21 protein-coding genes are annotated in these 23,161 nt (G+C 66.1%); 9 read left to right on the top strand and 12 right to left on the bottom strand.

Going from position 1 to position 23,161, the window contains the following annotated elements; translation table 11 throughout:
* The 3 genes from A5645_RS26560 to A5645_RS26570 form a co-directional block, all read left to right on the top strand.
* Positions 1-1,076 (top strand): glycoside hydrolase family 3 N-terminal domain-containing protein (locus A5645_RS26560; protein WP_216638341.1); only part of this gene is annotated, 1,076 nt, incomplete at its 5' end.
* A 48-nt stretch (positions 1,077-1,124) separates the two neighbouring features.
* A complete protein-coding gene (locus A5645_RS26565) occupies positions 1,125-1,721 on the top strand; it encodes a TetR/AcrR family transcriptional regulator (protein ID WP_065033864.1) in 597 nt (198 codons plus the stop codon).
* A gap of 35 nt (positions 1,722-1,756) precedes the next feature.
* Complete coding sequence (locus tag A5645_RS26570; protein ID WP_172830619.1) at positions 1,757-3,001, top strand: chloride channel protein; 1,245 nt, start codon at positions 1,757-1,759, stop codon at positions 2,999-3,001.
* Here A5645_RS26570 and A5645_RS26575 read toward each other — a convergent pair.
* Positions 2,987-3,829 (bottom strand): MaoC/PaaZ C-terminal domain-containing protein, encoded by an 843-nt coding sequence (locus A5645_RS26575; protein WP_065131643.1) that lies wholly within the window; start codon positions 3,827-3,829, stop codon positions 2,987-2,989. The genes A5645_RS26570 and A5645_RS26575 overlap by 15 nt on opposite strands.
* Before the next feature lie 21 nt (positions 3,830-3,850).
* A complete protein-coding gene (locus A5645_RS26580) occupies positions 3,851-5,215 on the bottom strand; it encodes a 3-oxoacyl-ACP reductase (protein WP_065131644.1) in 1,365 nt (454 codons plus the stop codon).
* Between the two features lie 143 nt (positions 5,216-5,358).
* Here A5645_RS26580 and A5645_RS26585 point away from each other — a divergent pair, with 143 nt between their 5' ends.
* Positions 5,359-6,705, top strand: coding sequence for an acetyl-CoA C-acetyltransferase (locus tag A5645_RS26585; protein WP_065033868.1), 1,347 nt, complete (start codon positions 5,359-5,361; stop codon positions 6,703-6,705).
* A gap of 330 nt (positions 6,706-7,035) precedes the next feature.
* Here A5645_RS26585 and A5645_RS26590 read toward each other — a convergent pair whose 3' ends face one another.
* Entirely contained in the window at positions 7,036-8,871 is a 1,836-nt protein-coding gene (locus tag A5645_RS26590) for an acyl-CoA dehydrogenase (RefSeq protein ID WP_065036138.1), read from the bottom strand.
* Between the two features lie 214 nt (positions 8,872-9,085).
* On the opposite strand from A5645_RS26590, the gene A5645_RS26595 reads away from it, so the two are divergent.
* Positions 9,086-10,111: an isopenicillin N synthase family dioxygenase gene (locus tag A5645_RS26595; RefSeq protein WP_065131645.1), complete on the top strand. Its 1,026-nt coding sequence runs from the start codon at positions 9,086-9,088 to the stop codon at positions 10,109-10,111.
* Positions 10,112-10,116: 5 nt separating this feature from the next.
* Positions 10,117-10,605: a flavin reductase family protein gene (locus tag A5645_RS26600; protein WP_065036142.1), complete on the top strand. Its 489-nt coding sequence runs from the start codon at positions 10,117-10,119 to the stop codon at positions 10,603-10,605.
* Between the two features lie 89 nt (positions 10,606-10,694).
* On the opposite strand, the gene A5645_RS26605 is transcribed toward A5645_RS26600, so the two are convergent.
* The 4 genes from A5645_RS26605 to A5645_RS26620 all read right to left on the bottom strand — a co-directional run bounded on the left by A5645_RS26605 (position 10,695) and on the right by A5645_RS26620 (position 14,618).
* The gene (locus A5645_RS26605; RefSeq protein ID WP_036351510.1) at positions 10,695-11,441 is read right to left on the bottom strand and encodes a succinate dehydrogenase/fumarate reductase iron-sulfur subunit; all 747 of its coding nucleotides are present in this window, start codon (positions 11,439-11,441) and stop codon (positions 10,695-10,697) included.
* Positions 11,441-13,369, bottom strand: a complete 1,929-nt coding sequence (locus A5645_RS26610) for a fumarate reductase/succinate dehydrogenase flavoprotein subunit (RefSeq protein ID WP_065036136.1) — start codon at positions 13,367-13,369, stop codon at positions 11,441-11,443. The genes A5645_RS26605 and A5645_RS26610 overlap by 1 nt, the downstream gene beginning before the upstream one ends.
* 40 nt (positions 13,370-13,409) lie before the next feature.
* Complete coding sequence (gene sdhC, locus A5645_RS26615) at positions 13,410-14,240, bottom strand: succinate dehydrogenase subunit SdhC (protein WP_065131646.1); 831 nt, start codon at positions 14,238-14,240, stop codon at positions 13,410-13,412.
* A gap of 81 nt (positions 14,241-14,321) precedes the next feature.
* Positions 14,322-14,618 (bottom strand): Rv0250c family protein, encoded by a 297-nt coding sequence (locus A5645_RS26620; RefSeq protein WP_065036141.1) that lies wholly within the window; start codon positions 14,616-14,618, stop codon positions 14,322-14,324.
* Positions 14,619-14,714: 96 nt separating this feature from the next.
* Here A5645_RS26620 and A5645_RS26625 point away from each other — a divergent pair, with 96 nt between their 5' ends.
* A complete protein-coding gene (locus A5645_RS26625) occupies positions 14,715-15,506 on the top strand; it encodes an isocitrate lyase/PEP mutase family protein (RefSeq protein ID WP_065131647.1) in 792 nt (263 codons plus the stop codon).
* A gap of 70 nt (positions 15,507-15,576) precedes the next feature.
* Here the strand turns inward: A5645_RS26625 and A5645_RS26630 are convergent, their stop codons facing one another.
* On the bottom strand, positions 15,577-16,014 hold the full coding sequence (locus tag A5645_RS26630; RefSeq protein ID WP_065131648.1) for an Hsp20/alpha crystallin family protein: 438 nt from the start codon (positions 16,012-16,014) through the stop codon (positions 15,577-15,579).
* A 215-nt stretch (positions 16,015-16,229) separates the two neighbouring features.
* Between A5645_RS26630 and nirB the strand changes: the two genes are divergently transcribed.
* Complete coding sequence (nirB, locus tag A5645_RS26635) at positions 16,230-18,776, top strand: nitrite reductase large subunit NirB (RefSeq protein ID WP_081288583.1); 2,547 nt, start codon at positions 16,230-16,232, stop codon at positions 18,774-18,776.
* Positions 18,777-18,789: 13 nt separating this feature from the next.
* The gene (nirD, locus tag A5645_RS26640; RefSeq protein WP_065036132.1) at positions 18,790-19,161 is read left to right on the top strand and encodes a nitrite reductase small subunit NirD; all 372 of its coding nucleotides are present in this window, start codon (positions 18,790-18,792) and stop codon (positions 19,159-19,161) included.
* Here the strand turns inward: nirD and A5645_RS26645 are convergent.
* From A5645_RS26645 to A5645_RS26660, 4 genes are read right to left on the bottom strand one after another with little or no spacing between them, the layout of a single operon-like run.
* A complete protein-coding gene (locus tag A5645_RS26645; protein WP_036351527.1) occupies positions 19,158-19,607 on the bottom strand; it encodes a TetR/AcrR family transcriptional regulator in 450 nt (149 codons plus the stop codon). The genes nirD and A5645_RS26645 overlap by 4 nt on opposite strands.
* Positions 19,608-19,653: 46 nt before the next feature.
* Positions 19,654-20,370 carry a sirohydrochlorin chelatase gene (locus A5645_RS26650; protein ID WP_065131649.1) on the bottom strand — a complete coding sequence of 239 codons (717 nt, stop codon included), beginning with the start codon at positions 20,368-20,370 and terminating at the stop codon, positions 19,654-19,656.
* Entirely contained in the window at positions 20,367-21,512 is a 1,146-nt protein-coding gene (locus A5645_RS26655) for a uroporphyrinogen-III synthase (protein WP_065131659.1), read from the bottom strand. The genes A5645_RS26650 and A5645_RS26655 overlap by 4 nt, the downstream gene beginning before the upstream one ends.
* A 34-nt stretch (positions 21,513-21,546) precedes the next feature.
* Complete coding sequence (locus A5645_RS26660) at positions 21,547-22,944, bottom strand: nitrate/nitrite transporter (RefSeq protein ID WP_065131650.1); 1,398 nt, start codon at positions 22,942-22,944, stop codon at positions 21,547-21,549.
* Between the last annotated feature and the right edge of the window lie 217 nt (positions 22,945-23,161).

The following is a 23,161-nucleotide window of genomic DNA, read 5'->3' on the forward strand; positions in this document are numbered from 1 at the left end:
GCCGTGGCAGCCCGCCACCAGCGCCGATGCAGCGGCAAGGACGGCGCGTGTGCGCCGATCCGCCCGCGGTCCCGGCGGCGATCCCGAACCTGCGCGACAAGCTCGCCCAGCTGCTGATGGTCGGGGTGAAGAACGCTGACGACGCCAGAGCCGTCGTCACCGACTTTCACGTCGGCGGCATCATCATCGACAGCGACACCGACCTGACCATGCTGCCCGGTCCGCTGAGCGACATCGCGCACGCGGCCACGCCGCTGCCGCTCGCGGTGGGCGTCGACGAGGAGGGCGGCCGGGTGTCTCGCCTGCGCACCCTGCTGGGCGGCCGGGGGCCCACCGCCAAGGAGATGGGTCAGACGATGACACCGACCCAGGTCCACGACCTGGTGGCCGAGCGCGGCCGCAAGATGAAGGACCTGGGTATCACCGTCGATTTCGCGCCCGTCGTCGATGTCACCGACGCGCCCGACGACACGGTGATCGGTGACCGTTCGTTCGGCCCCGATCCCGTCAAGGTGACCACCTGGGCCGGCGCCTATGCGCAGGGCCTGCGCGATGCCGGCGTGTTGCCGGTGCTCAAGCACTTCCCCGGGCATGGCCACGGGTCGGGCGACTCCCACACCGGGGGCGTCACCACGCCGCCGCTGTCCGATCTCGTCGGCAACGACCTGGTGCCCTACCGCACCCTGCTGCAGGCGGCGCCGGTGGCGGTGATGATCGGTCACATGCAGGTGCCCGGATTGACCGGCAGCGATCCCGCCAGTCTGAGTCCCAAAGCAGTTGAGCTCCTGCGAACCGGAACCGGTTACGGCGGGCCGGCGTTCGACGGCCCGGTGTTCAGCGACGACCTGTCGAGCATGGCCGCGATCTCCGACCGGTTTGGCGTGACCGAGGCCGTGCTGAAAACCCTGCAGGCAGGCACCGACATCGCATTGTGGATCACCACCAAGGAAGTGCCGGCCGTCCTGGACCGGCTCGAGCAGGCGGTGAACGCGGGCGAATTGCCGGTGCAGCGAATCGACGAGTCGCTGGTCCGGGTCGCGGCGATGAAGCGTGTCAACGCGACTTGTGGCCGCTAGCCCACTCCCTACCTTAGAGTCAGATAGACAGGCTAAGGGAGGCGCACGATGGCTGGTGGTACCAAGCGGCTGCCGCGTGCTGTCCGGGAACAGCAAATGCTCGACGCCGCCGTACAGATGTTCTCGGTCAACGGTTATCACGAGACCTCGATGGACGCCATTGCCGCCGAGGCGCAGATCTCCAAACCGATGCTGTACCTCTATTACGGCTCGAAGGAGGATCTGTTCGGTGCGTGCCTGAACCGGGAGATGAACCGGTTCATCGATGGGGTGCGCGCCGAGATCGACTTCACCCAGAGCCCGAAAGACATGCTGCGCAACACCATTGGTGGGTTTCTGCGCTATATCGACGAGAACCGGGCATCGTGGATCGTGATGTACACCCAGGCCACCAGTTCGCAGGCCTTCGCCCACACGGTTCGTGAAGGCCGCGAGCAGATCATCGACCTGGTGGCCGGTCTGGTGCGGGCCGGTACCCGCAGTCCCCGGTCGGACGCCGAAATCGAAATCATGGCAGTGGCTTTGGTGGGCGCGGGTGAGGCGGTGGCCACCCGGCTGTCCGCCGGTGACATCGGGGTCGACGCGGCGGCCGAGATGATGATCGACCTGTTCTGGGTGGGTTTGCGGGGAGTGCCCGGACGATAGCGGTGGGCCACCCCGACGCCGTAAGGTCGGCAGGCGTGCGGCGCAACCCCAACCTGGACTTCTTCTGCGCCGTTGTCATCGTCGGTCTGCTGGCCGGCTTGGCCGGATTGTGCACCACGCTGGTGCTGCGTCTCGTCGAACACCTCACGTACCACTACACTTTCGGCTCGCTGCTGGCCGGGGTGACCGGCGCCGGCCCGCTGCGGCGCGCGTTGGCGCCGGCCGTGGGCGCCGCACTGGCCGGCCTGGGCTGGTGGCTGCTGCGACGCCGCAACGAGGTGCCGCCGTTGGCCGGGACCATCGCCCGACACGAACGCATACCGCGAATGGCGTGGAGCATCGACGCCCTGCTGCAGATCGTGTTGGTCGGCTCCGGCGCATCTCTCGGACGAGAAGGCGCGCCACGTCAATTCGCGGCTGTGCTAGGCGATTTCAGCACCGGATGGCTTCGGCGGCTCTCTGCGGCCGAACGGGAGATCCTGCTCGCCAGCGCGGCCGGCGCCGGATTGGGTGCCGTCTACGCGGTGCCACTGGCCGGTGCCCTGTTCACGCTGCGGATTCTGCTGAACACCTGGCAGCCGCGCGCGGTGGGGGCGGCGTTGATCACCTCGAGTCTGGCGGTTGCCGTCGGCTCGGCGGTCACGCACGACCGGCCCGAACTGGCCTGGCCCAGCCTGGAATCGACGTACCTGCTGACCGCGCACGGGTTGATGTTGGCGCCGGTGGCCTGCGCGGTGGGCATGGCGTTCAACCGCATCATCAAGGCGTCGCAGCCCCGACACCAGATCCGTAGCTGGCTGCTGACCCCGGCGCTGGCGGCCGCGGCGCTGACCACCGGGGTCTGTGCGCACTGGTGGCCCGAACTGCCCGGCAACGGCAAGAGCATTCTGACCACCAGCCTCGCAAGCGGCATGACGCTGACGGCTGCGGCGGCCATCCTGGTGCTGAAACCGCTTCTGACCGGGCTGTTTCTGCGCGCAGGCGGCGCCGGCGGGTTGCTCACGCCGTCGTTGGCCACCGGCGCGGCGGCCGGTTCGCTACTGGTCCTGGCGATCAACGCGGCCACCGGTACGCACCTGCATGTGCCGACGGTCTCGCTGGCCGGTGCCGCCGGGGTGCTGGCTGTCACGCAGGGTTCGCCGATCTGGGCCGCCCTGTTCGTGTGGGAGCTGGCCCGCCCGCCGATCTGGTTACTGCTGCTCTTCCTGCTCACCGCCACCGCGGCGCACGCCGTGAACAGCTGGGTAGAACACCGCTGGGCGAACTTACAGCGCCCGTAGCGTCCCGGTCAGGTGCGGATACCCCTTGGCGATATGGCGCAGCGCGATATCGAAGCCGTCGCCGACCTCGTCGACGTACAAGCCGGCGGTGGCGGGCAGCACCAACGGCTTGCCGAACCGCACCGAGTACCGCACGGCATCGGGCAGCCGGCCCTCGATGTTCGCCAATACCGCTGCCGCACTGAACATTCCGTGCGCGATCACGGTTGGGAAGCCGAACAGCTTGGCGGCGATCGGGTTGGTGTGAATCGGGTTGTGGTCACCGCTGACGCCGGCGTAGCGGCGGATCCGGCTCGGACTGACGCGCAGGATCGTGCTGGGTGGCGGCAGCTTGGGCTGCTTCTGCGGCGGCGGTTTGGGTTCGTCGGACAGGCTGGTGCGCTGCTGGTGCAAGAAGGTTGTCACCTGGTGCCAGGCGAGGTCGTTGCCGACGTTGACGTCGGTGACGATGTCGGCCAGCAGTCCCTTGCGGTGCTCACGCAAGTTCTCCGCATGCACCTGCACGCTCACCGTGTCGGTGACGCCGATCGGCCGGTGCTGGGTGATGTGGTTCTCCATATGGATGGAACCCATTGCGGCGAATGGGAAATCGAAGGACGTCACCAACGACATCACCGACGGGAAGGTCAGCGCGAACGGGTAGGTCAGCGGGACATCGTTACCGAAGCGCAGCCCGGTGACCGCCGCGTAGGCGGCCACGTTGGACTGGTCGATGGTCAGTTCGTCGACGGTCACCGTGCGCTTGGGCAGCTGGTCGCCGCGCGGGACCACGGGCAACGCGCCGGCAGCCGCGCGCAGCAGATTTTTCAGGCCGCTTGGTTGGTTCACTGCTTCCCTCTCACTCGATGACTAGGCGCCCAGCATGGCCTGGCCGCAGACCCGCACGGTGTTGCCGGTAACAGCGTTCGACGCCGGATTGGCGAAGTAGGCAATGGTTTCGGCAACATCGACAGGCTGGCCGCCCTGGTACAACGAGTTGAGCCGCCGGGCCACCTCGCGAGTGGCGAGCGGGATGGCGGCGGTCATCTCCGTCTCGATGAACCCGGGCGCAACCGCGTTGATCGTGATGCCCTTCTCGGCGAGCGCCGGAGCCAGAGCCTGGGTGAGCCCGATCATGCCGGCCTTCGTGGTGGCGTAGTTCGTCTGACCGCGGTTGCCCGCGATGCCGGCCATCGAGGACAGCCCGATCACCCGGCCACCTTCACCGATGGTGCCGTTGTCCACCAAGCCCTCGGTAAGCCGTTGCGGGGCAAGCAAGTTCACGGCCTGAACGGCGTTCCAGCGATCGTCGTCCATGTTGGCCAGCAGCTTGTCGCGGGTGATGCCGGCGTTGTTCACCAGGATGTCGGCCCGACCGCCGTGGTGGTCGCGCAGGTGCGCTGCGATCTTGTCCACGGCGTCCTCGGCTGTGACGTCCAGCCACAGCGGGGTGCCGCCGACGCTGCTGGCGGTCTCGGCCAGGGCGTCCCCGGCGGACTCCACGTCGATCGCGACCACGCGCGCGCCGTCGCGGGCGAAGACCTCGGCAATGGTCCGGCCGATGCCCCGCGCGGCGCCGGTGACGATCGCGACCTTTCCCTCCAGCGGGCGGTCCCAGTCGGCCGGCGGGGCCGCGTCCTCGGCGCCCACATAGAAGACCTGACCGTCGACGTAAGCCGACTTACCCGACAGGATGAACCGCGCGGTCGATTCCAGGCCCGTCGCGGCCGGCTTGGCGTCCGGCGCCAGGTACACCAGGTTCACCGTGGTCCCGTTGCGCACTTCCTTCGCCAGGGAGCGGGTGAAACCCTCCAGCGCGCGCTGAGCGATCCGTTCGTCGGTGCTGCCGGCGGCCTCCGGGGTGGTTCCGATGACCAGCACGCGAGCGTTGTGCTTGAGGTTGCGCAGCAGCGGGTTGAAGAAGTCGTGCAACGCCTTCAGGCCGTCTGGAGCGGTGATCCCGGTGGCGTCGAAGACCAGCCCGCCGAACGAGTCGGCCCAGCGGCCACCCAGGTTGTCGCCGACCAGGTCGTAGTCGGCGTCCAGGGCGGCCCGCAGCGGCTCGACGACCCGGCCTTCGCCGCCGATCAGCAGCGATCCGGGCAGCGGCGGCTCATCGGGGCTGTAGCGGCGCAGCGGTTCGGGTTGAGGGATGCCGAGTTGCTTCGCCAGGAACGAGCCGGGAGCGGAGTTGACAACCTGCGTGAACAGATCGGACGAGCGCTTGGGGGCCACTGATCCTGCCTTCCATGTCGAGCGGGCCGGGTATAGGCACCGTATCCGGGACGAACTTACTTCAGAGTAAGAACAGTGGGTAGTATTGCCGTCAACGCGGGTACCCCAAAATGACCCTCACAACTGACTAGCGGAGACAAAACGTGGCCCCTGCAAGCTCTGAGCCGAAGACCAAAGCTTCTCAGAAGAGTTCCCCGGGCCGGCGGCGGGTAGCCGTGCTCGGCGGCAACCGGATCCCGTTCGGCCGATCCGACCGAGCCTATGCCGAGGCGTCCAACCAGGACATGTTCACCGCCGCGCTGAAAGGCCTGGTCGACAGGTTCGGACTGACCGGTGAACGGCTGGACGCCGTGGTCGGCGGCGCCGTGCTCAAGCACAGCCGCGACTTCAACCTGATCCGGGAGTGCGTCCTAGGCTCCGAACTCTCGTCCTACACGCCGGCATTCGACCTGCAGCAGGCCTGCGGCACCGGGTTGCAGGCGGCCATCGCCGCGGCCGACGGCATCGCGGCGGGACGCTACGAGGTGGCCGCCGCCGGTGGCGTGGACACCACGTCGGATGCGCCGATCGGGCTCGGTGAGGACCTGCGCCGCACCCTGCTGAAGGTGCGCCGGTCCAAGTCGAACCTGGAGCGTGCGAAGCTGCTCGGCGCCCTGCCCGCCAACCTCGGGCTCGACCTGCCCGCCAATTCCGAGCCTCGCACCGGCCTGTCGATGGGTGAGCACGCCGCGATCACCGCCAAGGAACTCGGGATCAAGCGTGTCGACCAGGACGAGCTCGCCGTGGCGAGCCACCGCAATATGGCGGCCGCCTACGACCGAGGCTTCTTCGACGATCTCGTCACCCCGTTCCTCGGCCTCTACCGCGACGACAACCTGCGTCCCGACGCCACGGTGGAGAAGCTGGCCAAGCTCAAGCCGGTGTTCGGCGTCAAGAACGGTGACGCGACGATGACGGCGGGCAACTCGACGCCGCTGACCGACGGTGCTTCGGTGGCCCTTCTTTCCACCGAAGAGTGGGCGTCGGCGCACTCGCTGTCGCCGCTGGCCTACTTCGTGGACGCCGAGACCGCTGCGGTGGACTACGTGAACGGCAGCGACGGGCTGCTGATGGCGCCGACGTACGCCGTTCCGCGGCTGCTGGCCCGTAACGGCTTGACGCTGCAGGATTTCGACTTCTACGAGATCCACGAGGCGTTCGCCTCGGTGGTGCTGGCCCACCTGCAGGCTTGGGAATCCGAGGAGTACTGCAAGGAACGGCTGGGCTTGGACGCCGCCTTGGGTGCCATCGACCGGTCCAAGCTCAATGTCAACGGATCGTCGCTGGCAGCCGGGCATCCGTTCGCCGCCACTGGCGGACGCATCCTCGCCCAGGCCGCCAAGCAGCTTGCCGAGAAGAAGCGCGAGGCAAAGGGTTCGGGCACGGTGCGGGCGCTGATCTCGATCTGCGCCGCCGGCGGCCAAGGCGTGGCAGCGATCCTAGAGGCCTGAGCGGCCGGACAAAATCAACTCGAGAGAATTTTCAATCGGGTGGTTATTCGAGACAGCATCTGGGTACTCGCTAGTCCGGATAGCCCCGTGTTGGTGTCTGACCCCCCGACCCCGACGGCAACGCGGGGCAATCCCTAGATCGACCGCCGGTCAGCGGAGACGGGCGTACGGAAAAGGCCGCCGCTGGAGTGAGGGGATCCAGCGGCGGTCTTTTGCATTTCAGGGTCATGCTCTTCGGCGTTTGCCGAAACTGAAACCTCGCATACGTCCGCGGCGTGGAAAAAAATCCCCCGCCTCCAACAGGAAAGCGGGGGATTTTTGTGCTGATCTTTAGAAAGCAGCCTCGTCGAGCTCCATGATGTCGTTGTCCAGCGTCTCGATCACCTCGCGGGTGCTGGTCAGCAACGGCAGGAAGTTCTTCGCGAAGAACGACGCCACGGCGATCTTGCCCTCGTAGAAGGACCGCTCGGCACCGGTGGCACCGGCATCCAGTGCCTCGATGGCCACGGCGGCCTGACGCTGCAGCAACCAGCCGATGACCAGGTCGCCGACGCTCATCAGGAACCGCACCGAGCCGAGGCCGACCTTGTAGAGGCTGGTGACGTCTTCCTGAGCGGCCATCAGGTAGCCGGTCAGGCTCGCAGCCATCGCCTGGACGTCGGTCAACGCCTTGCTCAGCAGCGCGCGCTCGCTCTTCAGCCGCCCGTTACCGGACTCGCTGTCGACGAACTGCTGGATCTCGTTGGACACGTGGGCCAGCGCCACACCCTTGTCGCGGACGATCTTGCGGAAAAAGAAGTCCTGCGCCTGGATGGCGGTGGTGCCTTCGTACAGCGAGTCGATCTTGGCATCCCGGATGTACTGCTCGATCGGGTAGTCCTGCAGGAAGCCGGACCCACCGAAGGTCTGCAGGCTCTCGGTGAGCTTGGCGTAAGCCTGCTCGGAGCCGACACCCTTGACGATCGGCAGCAGCAGATCGTTGATCCTGGCGGCCAGCTCGGCGTCCACGCCGTGCACCGTCTCCGCGACCGCCGCGTCCTGGAAGGTCGCGGTGAACAGGTACAGAGCACGGAGGCCCTCGGCGTACGCCTTCTGGGTCATCAGCGACCGGCGGACGTCGGGGTGGTGCGTGATGGTCACCCGCGGCGCCGTCTTGTCGGTCATCTGGGTGAGGTCGGCACCCTGGACGCGGGACTTGGCGTATTCCAGCGCGTTGAGGTAGCCGGTCGAGAGCGTAGCGATGGCCTTGGTGCCGACCATCATGCGGGCCTGCTCGATGACCTCGAACATCTGCGCAATGCCGTCGTGGACCTCGCCGACCAGCCAACCCTTGGCGGGCACGCCGTGCTGGCCCAGGGACAGCTCACAGGTGGCCGAGACCTTCAGGCCCATCTTGTGCTCGACGTTGGTGACGAAGACGCCGTTGCGCTCGCCCAGCTCGCCGGTCTCGGGGTCGAAGTGGAACTTCGGCACGAAGAACAGCGACAGACCCTTGGTGCCCGGGCCGGCGCCCTCGGGGCGGGCCAGGACCAGGTGGAAAATGTTCTCGAACAGGTCACCGGAGTCACCCGAGGTGATGAATCGCTTCACCCCGTCGATGTGCCAGGTGCCGTCCTCTTGCTGGACGGCCTTGGTGCGCCCGGCGCCGACGTCCGAACCGGCGTCCGGCTCGGTGAGCACCATGGTCGAACCCCAGCCGCGCTCGGCGGCCAGAACGGCCCACTTCTTCTGCTCCTCGGTGCCGAGGTGGTACAGGATCTGGGCGAAACCGGCACCGCCGGCGTACATCCACACCGCCGGGTTGGCACCCAACAGGTGCTCGTGCAGCGCCCACATCAGCGCGCGGGGCATCGGCATGCCGCCGAGTTCCTCGTCCAGACCGGCCTTGTCCCAGCCGGCCTCGATGACCGCGTTGACGGACTTCTTGAACGACTCGGGCAGGGTCACCTCGTGCTTGGCGGGGTCGAACACCGGCGGGTTGCGGTCGCCGTCGACGAACGAGGCGGCAACGGGACCTTCGGACAACCGGCTGATCTCGGCCAACATCTCGCGGGCGGTGTCGACGTCCAGTTCGCTGAAATCGCCTTGACCTAATGCCTTGTCAACGCCCAGTACCTCGAAGAGATTGAATTCCTGGTCACGGACGTTGCTCTTGTAGTGGCTCACTTAGGGTCCTCCTCATTGAGAATGCCACTTGTGGTTGGGTACTAGGGCTAAGTTACCCACCAGTAACACAGTTAAAATATACCGATCGGTAACTTCAACGCAAGCGAGTGTGAGCTATATTTCACTGGCTAACTAACCAACCGGTTGGGATAGCGGTCACACTGGTCCCAATACACCACCTCACCTGCGGCGATGGCCTGATCCGAGGAGCGATGTGGGGACCGTCACGACACTTCCGGTAGTGGATTTGCGGGCCGATTCGGCCCTGCTGCGCACCCGCCTGCGCGAGGCGGCGCACGGGGTGGGTTTGTTCTATCTCACCGGCCACGGCGTGCCCGAAGCGCTGACAGCCCGGGTGCTCGATGCGGCCCGTCGGCTGTTCGCACTGCCGCAGGCCGACAAGGACGCCGTCGCGATGGTGCGCAGCCCCCATTTCCGCGGTTACACCCGGCTGGGCGGTGAGTTGACCCGCGGCCAGGTCGACTGGCGAGAGCAGATCGACATCGGACCCGAGCGTGCGTCTATCGGCGGTCCCGGCCGTCCCGATTACCTGTGGCTGCAGGGTCCCAATCAATGGCCGGCGGCTCTGCCCGACCTGCCCGGGATTGTCGCGGAATGGGATGCCGTGCTGTCCGAGGTGTCGCGCCGGTTGTTGCGGCACTGGGCGGCTTCGCTGGGCAGCTCGCCGGAGGTGTTCGACGAGGCATTCGCCGAAGCGCCCGCGACGCTGATCAAGATCGTGCGGTATCCGGCCCGAGCGGCAGACACTCAGGGGGTTGGTGCCCACAAGGACTCCGGGGTGCTCACGCTGCTTTTGGCCGAGCCGGACAGCCGCGGATTGCAGGTTCGGCTACCGCAGGGCGAGTGGACTGACGTGCCGGCGGTCCGCGGCGCGTTCGTCGTCAACATCGGCGAACTCCTCGAGGTCGCCACCGGCGGCTACTTACGCGCCACCGAGCACCGGGTGGATCTGAGTGCCGCGACCTCGGACCGGATCTCGGTGCCCTACTTCTTCAATCCGCGTCTCGACGCGCAGCTGCCGGTGCTGTCCCTGCCGGCCGAGTTGGAGTCCGCCGGGACCGCCCGCACCGAGGATCCGGCTGACCCCATCCACTCCATCTATGGCCGGAACGCGTGGAAGAGCAGGCTCCGCGCGCACCCGGATGTGGCTGCCGCACATGGATATGCACCGGGTAGGCTCGAAACGGAGAATCCCGTTCTCGGCGCGAAGGGCGAATGAAGTCGGTGAGTTCGAATAACAATCTGACGCCACTGTCACTGCGTGAGGCCTTCGGTCATTTTCCGTCCGGTGTGGTGGCGATCGCCGCTGAAGTCGATGGTGCCCGGGAAGGACTCGCGGCCAGCACGTTCGTGCCGGTCTCCCTGGAACCGCCGCTGGTGTCGTTCTGTGTGCAGAACACCTCGACGACCTGGCCGAAGCTCAAGGGCGTGCCGACGCTGGGTATCAGCGTGCTCGGCGAAACCCACGACGAGGCCGCACGCACCCTGGCCGCGAAGACCGGGGACAGGTTCGCTGGTTTGGAGACGGTGTCCAGCGAGACCGGGGCCGTGTTCATCAAAGGCACCGCGCTGTGGTTGGAGAGCGCGATCGAGCAAATGATCCCCGCCGGGGACCACACCATCGTGGTGCTGCGGGTCAGTGAGGTCACCGTCGACGCGGAGGTGACACCGATCGTGTTCCACCGCAGCGCCTTCCGCAGGCTCGGCGTCTAGGGGCGCTCGCTCAGTTTCTGTTGTTACGTCCTGATTCGCTGCTCGATCTCGGCGGCGTCGTCAGCCCGCTTTTCCGCAACGGTTGGTGCTTACCGCCGGAACAGCTTGTTACCCAGCCAGACGATCGGGTCGTACTTGCGGTCCGCGACCCGTTCTTTCATCGGGATCAGCGCGTTGTCGGTGATCTTGATGTTCTCCGGGCAGACCTCGGTGCAGCACTTGGTGATGTTGCAGTAGCCCAGGCCGTGCTCCTCCTGCGCCTGGTTGCGCCGGTCCAGAGTGTCCAGCGGGTGCATCTCCAGCTCGGCGATCCGCATCAGGTAACGCGGTCCGGCGAACGCCTGCTTGTTCTCCTCGTGGTCACGGATGACGTGGCAGACGTTCTGACACAGGAAGCACTCGATGCACTTACGGAACTCCTGCGACCGCTGCACGTCGACCTGTGCCATCCGGTACTCACCGGGCTGCAGCTCCTTCGGCGGGGCGAAGGACGGGATCTCGCGCGCCTTCTCGTAATTGAAGGACACGTCGGTCACCAGGTCGCGGATCACCGGGAAGGTGCGGATCGGGGTGACCGTGACGACCTCGTTCTCCTCGAACGTCGACATCCGGGTCATGCACATCAGCCGCGGCTTACCGTTGATCTCCGCCGAGCAGGATCCGCACTTGCCCGCCTTGCAGTTCCAGCGCACGGCGAGATCCGGGGTCTGAGTCTGCTGCAGGCGGTGGATGACGTCGAGCACCACCTCGCCCTCGTTGACCTCGACGGTGAATTCCTCGAGCGCACCGCCGGTGTCGTCGCCGCGCCAGACCCGCATGCTCGCGTTGTAACCCATTACGCTCTCCGTTCCGGATGCTCGGTGAGCTCTTCGTCGGTGTAGTACTTCTCCAACTCCGAGATTTTGAAGAGCTCAAGCAGGTCTTGCCGCATCGGCACTTGCTCCTGGCGGCTGATGTCGATGTGCGGGCCGTCCACCTCGGCGTTGTTGACTCGGCAGACCAGCAGCGTGTTGCGCCAGCTGGAGTCCATGCCGGGGTGGTCGTCGCGGGTGTGGCCGCCACGGCTTTCGGTGCGTTCCAGCGCTGCCCGGGCCACGCACTCGCTGACCAGCAGCATGTTGCGCAGGTCGATCGCCAGGTTCCAGCCGGGGTTGTACTCGCGACCCCCCTCGACCTGCACGTTCTGGTAACGCTTCCAGAGCTCGTCCAGCAGCGTCAGCGCCTTGGTGATCTCGTCTTCCTTGCGGATGATGCCGACCAGGTCGTTCATCACGTGCTGCAGGTCCAGCTGCAGGGCGTACGGGTTCTCCGGCGCGGCGCCGCCGGCCGGCGGGTCGAACACCTTGAGGGCCTGCTTGGCGGCGTAGTCGACGGCCTCCTGCGAAACGGCCGGCCGGTTGGGGAGCGCCTGCACATAGTCGGCGGCGCCCATGCCGGCGCGCCGTCCGAACACCAGGAGGTCCGAGAGCGAGTTGCCGCCGAGCCGGTTGGAGCCGTGCATACCGCCCGAGCACTCGCCCGCGGCGAACAGCCCGGGCACCTTGGCCGCGCCGGTGTCGGCGTCGACCTCGACCCCGCCCATCACGTAGTGGCAGGTGGGTCCGACTTCCATCGGCTCCTTGGTGATGTCGACACCGGCCAGCTCCTTGAACTGGTGGTACATCGAGGGCAGCCGCCGCTTGATCTCCTCGGCGGAGAGCCGGGACGCGATGTCGAGGTAGACCCCGCCGTGCGGCGTGCCGCGGCCGGCCTTGACCTCCGAGTTGATGGCGCGGGCCACCTCGTCACGGGGTAGCAGGTCCGGGGTACGACGGGCCGAGTCGTTGTCCTTGAGCCACGCGTCGGCCTCTTGCTCGTCCTCGGCGTACTGGCCCTTGAACACGGCCGGGATGTAGCCGAACATGAACCGTTCGTCGTCGCTGTTCTTCAGCACACCACCGTCGCCGCGGACACCCTCGGTGACCAGAATCCCCTTCACGCTGGGGGGCCACACCATGCCGGTGGGATGGAACTGGACGAACTCCATGTTGATAAGCGTCGCGCCGGCCCGCAGTGCGAGCGCGTGCCCGTCGCCGGTGTACTCCCAGGAGTTGGAGGTCACCTTGAACGACTTACCGATCCCGCCGGTGGCCAGCACCACCGCGGGCGCCTCGAACAAGATGAACTTGCCGGTCTCCCGCCAGTAACCGAACGCACCGGCAATCCGCCCCTCGTCATCGGAGCCGTCCTTGATCAGCTCGGTGATCGTGCACTCGGCGAATACCCTGATGCGTGCGTCGTAATCGCCGAACTCGGCGAAGTCCTCCTGCTGCAGCGAGACGATTTTCTGCTGCATGGTGCGGATCAGTTCCAGGCCGGTGCGGTCGCCGACGTGGGCGAGCCGCGCGTAGGTGTGGCCGCCGAAGTTGCGCTGGCTGATCCGGCCGTCCTTGGTGCGGTCGAAGAGCGCGCCGTAGGTCTCCAGCTCCCACACCCGGTCGGGTGCTTCCTTGGCGTGCAGCTCGGCCATCCGCCAGTTGTTGAGGAACTTGCCGCCACGCATGGTGTCGCCAAAGTGGGTCTGCCAGTTGTCTTTCGCGTTGGCATTACCCATCGAGGCCGCGCAGCCGCCCTCGGCCATCACGGTGTGCGCCTTGCCGAACAGCGACTTGGAGACCACCGCCACCTTCTGGCCGCGTTCGCGCGCCTCGATGACGGCACGCAACCCTGCGCCGCCGGCACCGATCACGACCACGTCGTAGGCGTGCCGTTCGACCTCAACCATGAAACCTCACTCAGCTTTTTGTCCGAATCGATGAATTGGCTCAGTGGCCAATGAATCTCAAGTCAGAGATGGTGCCGCTGGCGACCAGCGCAACGTAGAAGTCGGTCAGCATCAGGGTGCCCAGCGTGATCCAGGCGAATTGCTTGTGCCGGACGTTGATCTTGCTGATCTGCTCCCAGATCCAATACCGCACAGGGTGTTTGGAGAAGTGCTTGAGACGGCCGCCGGTGACGTGCCGGCAGGAGTGGCAGGACAGCGTGTAGATCCACAGCATGATGACGTTGCCGAGCAGGATCAGATTGCCCAGGCCGAAACCGAATCCACCCGGCCCGGTTTCGGAATGGAACGCCACGATCGCGTCGTAGGTGTTGATCACCGAGATGATGCCGGCGATGTAGAAGAAGTACCGGTGCGAGTTCTGGATGATCAGCGGGAATCTGGTCTCACCCGTGTAGTGCACCCGCGGCTCGGCCACCGCGCACGCCGTCGGCGACTGCCAGACCGTGCGGTAGTAGGCGCCGCGGTAGTAGTAGCAGGTAAGCCGGAACAGGAGCAGGAACGGCAGCGTCAGCGCCGCATACGGCAGCCACCACACGTCCGGCAGGATCTGCGGCCAGAACTCGCTGGCCTTGCCGCAGGCCGTGCTGACGCAGGGGGAGTAGAACGGCGTCAGGTAGTGGTACTGCGGGACGTAGAAGTGCTGCTGCTGGAACGCGCGGGCCGTCGCGTAGATGACGAATGCTGCAAAGCCCAGATTGATCCGCAGCGGCTGTAGCCACCACTTCTCCGGGCGGAGCGTCTTCTGCGCGATTCGGGCGCGCGTAGGTGAAAAGACGCCGGACTCAGAACGGCTCGCCGCTGGTGCGCTCATCTAGATGTGTTCCTCTTCGAACGGGCTGTTAGTCCGAAGGTTACACAGGGGAACCGCCTGTTCTTGAGGCGGGCGTCGCCGTCAGTACCGGCTGTGACCTCCGACACCCTCGTCGTCGACATCGCGCCAGAAGTCGCTGTCGTACTGGGTGTCGGGGATGGCGATCTTCTCGCCGGACTGCTGAACCGTCGCGCGGGCGAGGTCCAATTCGGCCACGTCCGTGTCGAGTAGCTGAATGTCGCTGAGGATCCGGTCGGCGTCGATGATGATGCGCCGGGTGGCCGGGTTGTCGCCGTACCGTGCTTTCAGCGAGGTGACGCACCGCCGCAGGCCCCGCATGAGGTCGTGCAGTTCGGTGAGTTCGGTAGTCGTGGACAATGCATGCTCCCAGTGGCTGAAGGTGTTACGGATCACAGTACGTCAACCGATAATATCCGCTTCTCCACATACCGCACGGGGAGAAAGCAGCGCACCATGCCGGAAGTACCTGGCCAGTCCGAACGCGCCCGGGCGCTGCTGGATCTGCACCAGCCGGGAAACCCGGTGGTGCTGCCGACGGTGTGGGACGCCTGGTCGGCCCGGCTGGCGGTGCAGGCCGGGTTCGGCGCGCTGACCGTTGGCAGCCATCCGCTGGCCGATTCGATCGGCAAACCCGACAACGAGGGCATGTCGTTCGACGACGTGCTGGCCCGGGTCGCTCAAATCACCGCGGCCGTCGCGGAATTGGGGTCGGTGCCGGTGTCGGTCGACATCGAGTCCGGCTACGGACTGCCGGCGGCACGCCTGATCGAGGGTCTGGTGGGCGTCGGCGCCGTCGGACTTAACATCGAGGACACGGTGCATTCCGAAGGCGGGCGGTTGCGGTCATCCGCCGAACACGCCGAACTCGTCGGCGCATTGCGCGCGGCGGCGGACGCCACCGGCGTGCACGTGGTGATCAACGCCCGCACCGATGTGTTCCTGCGCAACGGCGCTCTGCAGAACGCTGGCCCCGACCCGACTGACCTGGTCGATGTGGCCGTCGCGCGGCTGACCGAGGCCGCCGGCGCGGGAGCCGACGTGCTCTATCCGGTGGGGCGCCACGAACCGGAAACGTTGCGCCGCTTGGCAACTGAGCTGCCCCTGCCGGTCAATGCGATCGCGGCGCCGGAGCAGGACGACCCGGCCGCTTTCGGTCCGCTGGGCGTGGCCCGCATCAGCTTCGGGCCGTTCCTGCAATACGCGCTGTCGGCCAGGGCCAACGAGCTGCTCGCCCGCTGGCGCTGACACCGTTGCCGAAAACCACGCCGCCGGGCGTGGCCGGCCCATAGGCGCCACGCCCGGCGGCTCGGCTCGGTTACTTGGTGATCGCGATGCGCTTCGGCTCAGAGCCCGCGTACGCACCGGCCACCCGTACGGTCAGCACGCCCGCGTCATACGACGCCGCGATGGCCTCGCTGGTGACGTGGGCCGGCAGCTGGAACGACCGGCGGAACGAGCCGTAACGGATCTCCCGCAGGGTACGTCCGTCCTGGTCCTCGGAATGCTCGTCGCGGTGTTCGCCATGGATGACCAGGCGGCCACCGTCGACCTCCACCTTGACGTCCTTTTCGACGTCGACACCGGGCAGCTCGAGGCGGACTACGGCGTCCTCGCCGTCCTTGACGATTTCAGCGGCGGGGGTAAAACCCATGTTCACTGGCTTGAACCAGTCCGCGGAAGCCGGACCGAAAAAGTCTCGCAGCCATCGGTCGGTGTCCCACGCCGGTCGCGACCACAAGGCGAGATTACTCATGGATAACTCCTTATTCTTCGTTGTGAGTTTGCTGAACCCGACGCTGTGTCGGTCGGCTACCCAGTAAAACCTGAGTCGGATACGCTAAAGTTCCACTTGGCCGTTCGCCGGAAGCGAACGGGGTCACACAGATAATTGACAGGTGTGATGCCAGCGTGATGCACGCGTCACATTTCGCGTCATTTTCGGCAACATCGCCTTCGTAGTCTCTTGACATGTCTTCTGCCGGAACTACTACTGGCGCGCGCCCGGATGTCCGGCGCGTCGTCGTGGTCGGTCACGGCATGGTCGGTCACCGGTTCGTCGAGGCGCTGCGTGCCCGGGATACCAGCAACAGCTGGTTGATCACCGTGCTGGCCGAAGAGACCGACGCAGCTTATGACCGCGTCGGCCTGACCTCCTACACCGAGAGCTGGGACCGCACCAAGCTGGCGTTACCGGGTAATGACTACGCCGGTGACGAAAGGGTCGAACTGCTACTGGACACCCGCGTCGTCGAAATCGATCGCGAGACAAAGGCGGTGGTGACTGCCGACGGTGACCGACACGCCTACGATGTGCTGGTTCTGGCCACCGGCTCCTACGCCTTCGTCCCGCCCGTGCCCGGTCATGACCTGCCGTCGTGCCACGTCTACCGGACCCTGGACGACCTCGACGCCATCCGCGCCGGTGCGCAATGCACGGTGGAGGGTGGTCACGGTGCTGGAGTGGTGATCGGTGGTGGGCTGCTGGGCCTGGAAGCGGCGAATGCGCTGCGCCAATTCGGATTACAGACGCACGTCGTCGAGATGATGCCGCGGCTGATGGCCCAGCAGGTCGACGAGGCCGGCGGCGCGCTGCTGGCCAGGATGATCGGCGACCTCGGCATCGCCATCCACGTCGGGACGGGCACCGAAGCCATTGCCGCCGTGGATGACTCAGGCGCAGTCCGGGTCAGCCTCTCCGACGGGCAGATCATTGACGCCGGCGTGGTGATCTTCGCGGCCGGTATCCGCCCGCGCGACGAGTTGGCGCGTGCGGCCGGCCTGGACGTCGCGCCGCGGGGTGGTGTCCTGACCGACTTGTCCTGCCGCACCAGCGATCCCGACATCTTCGCGGTGGGTGAGGTGGCCGCGATCGAGGGCCGGTGCTACGGACTGGTCGGGCCCGGCTACACCAGCGCCGAGGTGGTGGCTGACCGGCTGCTGGACGGAGTCGCCGAATTCTCCGAAGCTGACCTGTCCACCAAGCTCAAGCTGCTCGGCGTGGACGTGGCCAGTTTCGGCGATGCGATGGGTACTACGGAGAACTGCCTCGAGGTCGTCATCAACGACGCGGTCAACCGCACCTACGCCAAGCTGGTGTTGTCCGACGATGCCAAGACGTTGTTGGGCGGGGTACTGGTGGGCGACGCCTCGTCCTACGGGGTGCTGCGTCCGATGGTCGGCAGTGAGTTGCCGGGCGACCCGCTGGCGCTGATCGCGCCGGCCGGTGACGGAGCCGGCGCCCTGGGCATCGGCGCGCTGCCGGATTCCGCGCAGATCTGCTCCTGCAACAACGTCACCAAAGGTGACTTGAAGTGCGCCATCGCCGAGGGCTGCGGCGACGTGCCGGCGCTGAAGGCGTGCACCTCGGCCGGGACCTCGTGCGGGTCGTGCGTTCCGCTGCTGAAGCAGCTGCTCGAAGCCGAGGGCGTGGAGCAATCCAAGGCGCTGTGTGAGCACTTCGCACAGTCGCGGGCCGAGCTGTTCGAGATCATTTCCGCCACCGAGGTCCGCACCTTCTCCGGGCTGCTGGAGCGCTTCGGCCGCGGGAAGGGTTGCGACATCTGCAAGCCCGTCGTCGCCTCGATCCTGGCGTCGACCGGATCGGACCACATCCTGGACGGCGAGCAGGCCGCGCTGCAGGATTCCAACGACCACTTCCTGGCCAACATCCAGAAGAACGGCAGCTATTCGGTGGTGCCGCGGGTTCCCGGTGGCGACATCAAGCCTGAGCACCTGATCCTGATCGGCCAGATCGCGCAGGACTTCGGCCTCTACACCAAGATCACCGGTGGTCAGCGGATCGACATGTTCGGTGCCACGGTGGATCAACTGCCGGCGATCTGGAAGCGGTTGGTGGACGCCGGAATGGAGTCAGGCCACGCCTACGGGAAGGCATTGCGCACCGTGAAAAGCTGTGTGGGCAGCGACTGGTGCCGGTACGGGCAGCAGGACTCGGTGCAACTGGCCATCGACCTCGAATTGCGCTACCGCGGACTGCGGGCGCCCCACAAGATCAAGCTGGGCGTGTCCGGCTGCGCGCGGGAATGCGCCGAGGCGCGCGGCAAGGATGTCGGCATCATCGCCACCGAGAAGGGCTGGAACCTCTACGTCGGTGGCAACGGTGGGATGACGCCCAAGCATGCGCAATTGCTGGCCGGCGACCTGGACACCCCCACGCTGGTCCGCTACATCGACCGCTTCCTCATGTATTACATCCGCACCGCGGACCGGCTGCAGCGCACCGCGCCTTGGGTGGAGTCGTTGGGATTGGACCACGTGCGCGAGGTCGTCTGCGACGACTCGCTGGGGCTGGCCGAGGAATTCGAGGCGGCCATGGAGCGCCACGTCGACAACTACAAGTGCGAATGGAAGGGCGTGCTCGAGGATCCCGACAAGCTGTCGCGGTTCGTCTCGTTCGTCAACGCGCCCGACACCGCCGACCCCACTGTTACCTTCACCGAACGTGCCGGACGCAAAGTTCCTGTGCCCATTGGCATTCCGCGCGTCCGATCCTAACCAGGGAGGAACCATGACACTTCTCAACGACATTCAGGTTTGGACCACCGCCTGCGATTACGACCACCTGATCCCGGGCCGTGGCGTCGGCGTCCTGCTGGACGACGGCTCCCAGGCCGCGCTGTTCCGGCTCGACGACGGCTCGGTGCACGCGGTGGGCAACGTCGATCCGTTCTCCGGGGCCGCGGTGATGTCGCGCGGCATCGTCGGTGACCGCGCCGGCCGGGTCACGGTGCAGTCACCGATCCTCAAGCAGGCCTTCGCCCTCGACGATGGAACCTGCCTGGACGACCCGAAGGTCTCGGTGCCGGTGTACCCGGTGCGCCTGACCGCCGACGGCCAGGTTCAGGTCGGTCGGTACGACCTCGAACGGATGGCTGCCTAATCGATCTTGCCGACGAGGTAGCGCTGCATCGTCGGACCGATCGCATCCACCAGCTGTTCCACCGTCATCGAGTGCAGCGGTTCGGAACGAACCCCGTAACGCATGATGCCCAGCCCAACGAGCTGAGAAGCGCAAAGTGACGCCCGAACAGCGATCTTGTCGGCGCCCAGCATCTTGAGCAGCGGGTTGAACACCGGACCGATGAACATCGACTGCACGATTTCGGCGGTCTTGGACAGGCCGGTCGAAGCGATCGCGCTCGCGGCAAAAGGCCCACCACCGGCGGCATCCCAGGTGGTGATCAGCATGTACAGCGTGCGGCGGCCCACCTGATTGACACTGCCGGTGAAGATGCGGTCGATGAACTCTGGTGTGCTGAAAGGCAAACGCAGCATCTTCGCCACATCGTCGAGGAGTCCACGCGAGGGCTCTTCGTTACGGGCCATGTTGCCAGGATTACCCCGGATGCCCGCAAACATCAAGTGTCGTTGGTCACGCCATCCGGGAATAGCGCCCAGTGACCGCCGGTATGGCGGCGCTGCGGAAGCGGTTCGCTACCAAGCGCGCCATGCCGGGATCGGTGCCCAACGGCGGCGTCACCAGGTCGGCCCCCGAGTCACGCAGCCGTTCTTGAAACAGCCCGTCGGCCAGCAGATAGGACGCGATGACCACGCGGCGCGCACGCCGGCGCCGGGCGTCGGCCACTGCCTGCGCCACCGTCGGAAAACCGGTCGAGGCAAAGCCAAGATTGACCCGAGATCCGGTCAGTGCGGACAGCGCCGCCGCGGCGCTGTGTAAATCGTTGCGCGCACACGGATCCGAGGTACCGGCAGCGGCCAGGATCACCGAATCGCCTGGGCGCCAGCCGGACGCGAGCAGATTCTGGCCCAAAATCCGGGTGACTTCCGGGCTGGGTCCCAACGCCTGGGTGACGGTGACGTCCGGGTGCCCGCTGGCCTCGATGTGTTCGGGCAGGTCGGCGCGGACGTGATAGCCGCGAGACAGGAACGCCGGCACCACAATTGCCGGGCCGTCGTCGCCACTCGCGGACAGGCCGGAAAGCACCTCACTCGGGGTGGGTCCGAGCACGTCGACGAACGCGACATGGACGGTGCGGTCGAGCAGCTCACTGACCCGGGTGGCGAGGTCGCCGACCATTGCGACGCCCGCCGCGCGGCGGGTGCCGTGCGCGGTCATGATCAGGCTCATGCGGCGTCCGGACCGGTATCGAGGGCCAGTCGATACCCGCGCTTGACCACCGTTGCGACGATGTTCCTGTCGCCCAGAGCGGTTCGGAGCCGGAGTACGGCGGTGTCCACCGCGTGGGTGTCATCACCGTTGCCGGGCAGCACCCGCAGCAGTTCGTTGCGTCCGACGACATCACCGGGTCGGTTGGCCAGCGCGCGCAGGATCGACATTCCCGATCCCGACACCGTCTTGACCGATCCGTCCACCAGGACGCAGGTTCCCCTGATCTCCAGCAGGTGGCCGGCCGCTTTCACGCTGCAGGAACCTAGCAGTGGCAGTTCTTCGGCAATGTGACGGGCCAAGGCGCCCAACCGCATTCGTTCGGGCGCGGAGGTGGGTACGCCCCGCCGGATCAGTGGCCGGGACGTCACCGGGCCCACACACATCGCGTGTACCCCGGTGCGCAGTGCGTCGAGCACCTGGTCTTCGAGGTCCAGTTCGCGGCTGCGTTCCAGCACCGCCACCGCCGCGGGCGCGGATGTGAAAGTCACCGCATCGAACTGGCGACGGGCAATGCCGGTGACCAGTTGATCGAACTCACCGCCCAAAGGAACTGGCATCCAACGGTATACCCGGATGGGGACCACCTCGGCGCCGGCGGAACGGAGCCCGGCCATGAATTCGGGGAACGGGTCCCAACCGTCGGCCGCGCCGTGCAACTGGATCGCGATGCGCTTGCCTGAAAGATCGGCCTGAAGCAGGTATTCCAGCACCTCTTGCGAGGATTCCGATTCCGGGGACCATTCCTCGCGCAATCCGGCGGCACGCAGGGCGCCGGTCGCCTTCGGTCCACGCGACACGACCCGGGCGGACGACAGCGCATCGATGAGTTCGGTGGCCAAGCCCCACCCCTCGGCGGCGGCCACCCAGCCGCGGAAGCCGATGCCGGTGTGCGCGACCAGGATATCCGGCGGGTCGGCGATCAACGCCTCGGTGTTGCGGTGCAGTTCGTCGTCGTCGGGCAGCGCGATCATGCTGATCGCGGCGGCGCTGAAGACCTCGGCACCGTGCCGGCGCAGCAGGGCACACAGCTCCTCCGAACGACGAGCCGATGTCACTGCGATCCGGTAACCAGTCAGTGGCGCAGACGGTGGCTGGGCCATACCACTTGTGTATGCCTGACACATTTCCATCGCGTTACCTGGCAATTGCTGCCGCATTGCTGTCGACTGCGTTCTTCGTCACAGGGGTGGTGGGCCGACGCACATACATCACCCAGGTGAGCCACGCGGCAACGACATAGGACGCCAGGAAGGTCCAATATGCAGCTGTCTCAGTGCCGCTGCGCAAATAGGACTCGCGCAGGGCCAGGTTGATGCCGACGCCACCGAGTGCGCCCACCGCCGCGCAGAATCCGATCAGTGAGCCCGACATCGCCCGTGCCCATTGCCGCCGCTGCGCCTCGGTGAGGTCCAGCGATCGGCTGCGTGCTTCGAAGATCGACGGGATCAGCTTGAACACCGATCCGTTGCCCATGCCCGCCAGGATGAACAGCGCGATAAAGCCGACGACGTAACCGATCAGCGAGGCACCGCTGGTGCCGGGCCGGTTGTCCTCATGGGTGCTGATGCCCACCAGCAGGCCGGCGGCCACGATCATGCTGGCGAGTACGGCCAGGGTGACCCGGCTGCCGCCGATGCGGTCGGACAGCCGACCGCCGTAGATCCGGGCCAGTGAACCCAACAACGGTCCCACAAAAGCGATCTGAGCCGCGTGCAGGGACGCGTGCGCAACGGTTTCGCCGTGTGCCTCGAAGTTGACCAGCAATACCTGACCGAACGCGAAGGCGAACCCGATCCAGGAGCCGAACGTGCAGATGTAGAGCAGCGATATCGCCCAGGTGTGCGAGACGGAAAGGATGGCGCGCATGGCATTCGGCGGCGTGGCGTGATCGAGGTTGTCCATGAACAACGCGGCCGCGACGCCCACGACTGCAAGCAGCACCAGGTAGATCGCGCAGACCCAGTACGGCGCTTGGTGTCCGGCCGTGGCCAGAGCCAACAACCCGATCAGTTGGATCACGGCCACCCCGAGGTTGCCGACGCCGGCGTTTATGGCCAGGGCGGCGCCTTTGAGTCGTTGCGGGTAAAAGGCATTGACATTGGCCAGCGATGCCGCGTAGTTCCCACCGCCCAGGCCGGTGAGTGCCGCGCATACCAGGTACGGCCATAGCGGCAGGCCCGGGTTGGCCAGCAACACGATGGTGCCGGCGGTGGGAATCAGCAACACGAAGGCGGAGAACACCGTCCAGTTGCGGCCACCAAATCGCGCGATGCCCAACGTGTATGGGATGCGCGCGCAGCCGCCGGCCAATGTGGCGACGGCGCCCAGCAACAACTTGTCACTGGCTGAGAAGCCGTACACGGACGCCGGCATGAACAGCGTCATCACCGACCACAGTGACCAGATCGAGAACGCGACGTGATCACCGGCGGTGGTGCAGAGCAGATTTCGGCGCGCAATCTTGTTGTTGCCGGCTTCCCAGGCCGCTACGTCCTCGGGATTCCATTCGGTGATGTGATGGTTACGGCCCACTCGACTGCCCAACCTTTCTGGGCACCTCAGCGGCACCTCGATGTCCAAGAGGCTTGCGCCGCGATCTGTTTCGATGCTCACATCGATGATGGACGGCAGTCAACTCGAGAGAGCCGATATCGGCTGTAAGTTGAATTCCAGTTGTCTGCAAAGTCGCTGACAACTGGAATTCCAGTGAGATCCGTTACATCCGGGTCACCCGGATACCCGGACCTAT

This window comes from Mycobacterium asiaticum (assembly GCF_001673635.1).
Classification (GTDB): Bacteria; Actinomycetota; Actinomycetes; order Mycobacteriales; family Mycobacteriaceae; genus Mycobacterium; species Mycobacterium asiaticum_C.